General features: G+C 60.0%; 1 protein-coding gene. It reads left to right on the top strand.

Annotated elements, in window-relative coordinates; translation table 11 throughout:
* Positions 1 to 502: DnaB-like helicase C-terminal domain-containing protein (locus R7P64_RS24790; protein ID WP_318124304.1), on the top strand; the 502-nt coding region annotated here is incomplete at both ends.

Raw genomic sequence — 502 nt, 5'->3', positions numbered from 1 at the left:
GCGAAATGATTTCGGTGGCCAACGAGATCGCCGAAGCCGGCTTCGACCCGCAGGGGCGAACCAGCGAAGATCTGCTCGACCTTGCCGAATCCCGGGTTTTCAAAATCGCCGAAAGCCGGGCCAACAAAGACGAAGGGCCGAAGAACATCGCCGATGTCCTCGATGCCACTGTCGCCCGTATCGAACAGCTGTTCCAGCAGCCCCATGACGGCGTCACCGGGGTCAATACCGGCTACGACGACCTCAACAAAAAGACCGCCGGCCTGCAGCCGTCGGATCTGATTATCGTCGCCGCCCGTCCATCGATGGGTAAAACGACCTTCGCGATGAACCTCGTGGAAAACGCGGCGATGCTGCAGGACAAGCCGGTATTAATCTTTAGTCTCGAGATGCCCGCGGAACAGCTCATGATGCGTTCTCTGGCCTCGCTGTCGCGCGTCGATCAGACCCGCATTCGTTCCGGTCAACTGGACGATGAAGACTGGGCGCGGACCTCCGGCAC

The organism is Vibrio sp. 2304 (assembly GCF_033339475.1).
Lineage (GTDB): Bacteria > Pseudomonadota > Gammaproteobacteria > Enterobacterales > Vibrionaceae > Vibrio > Vibrio alginolyticus.
Note: the sequence above shows the minus strand (reverse complement) of the source record. Positions and strands in the feature narration are given on the sequence as shown.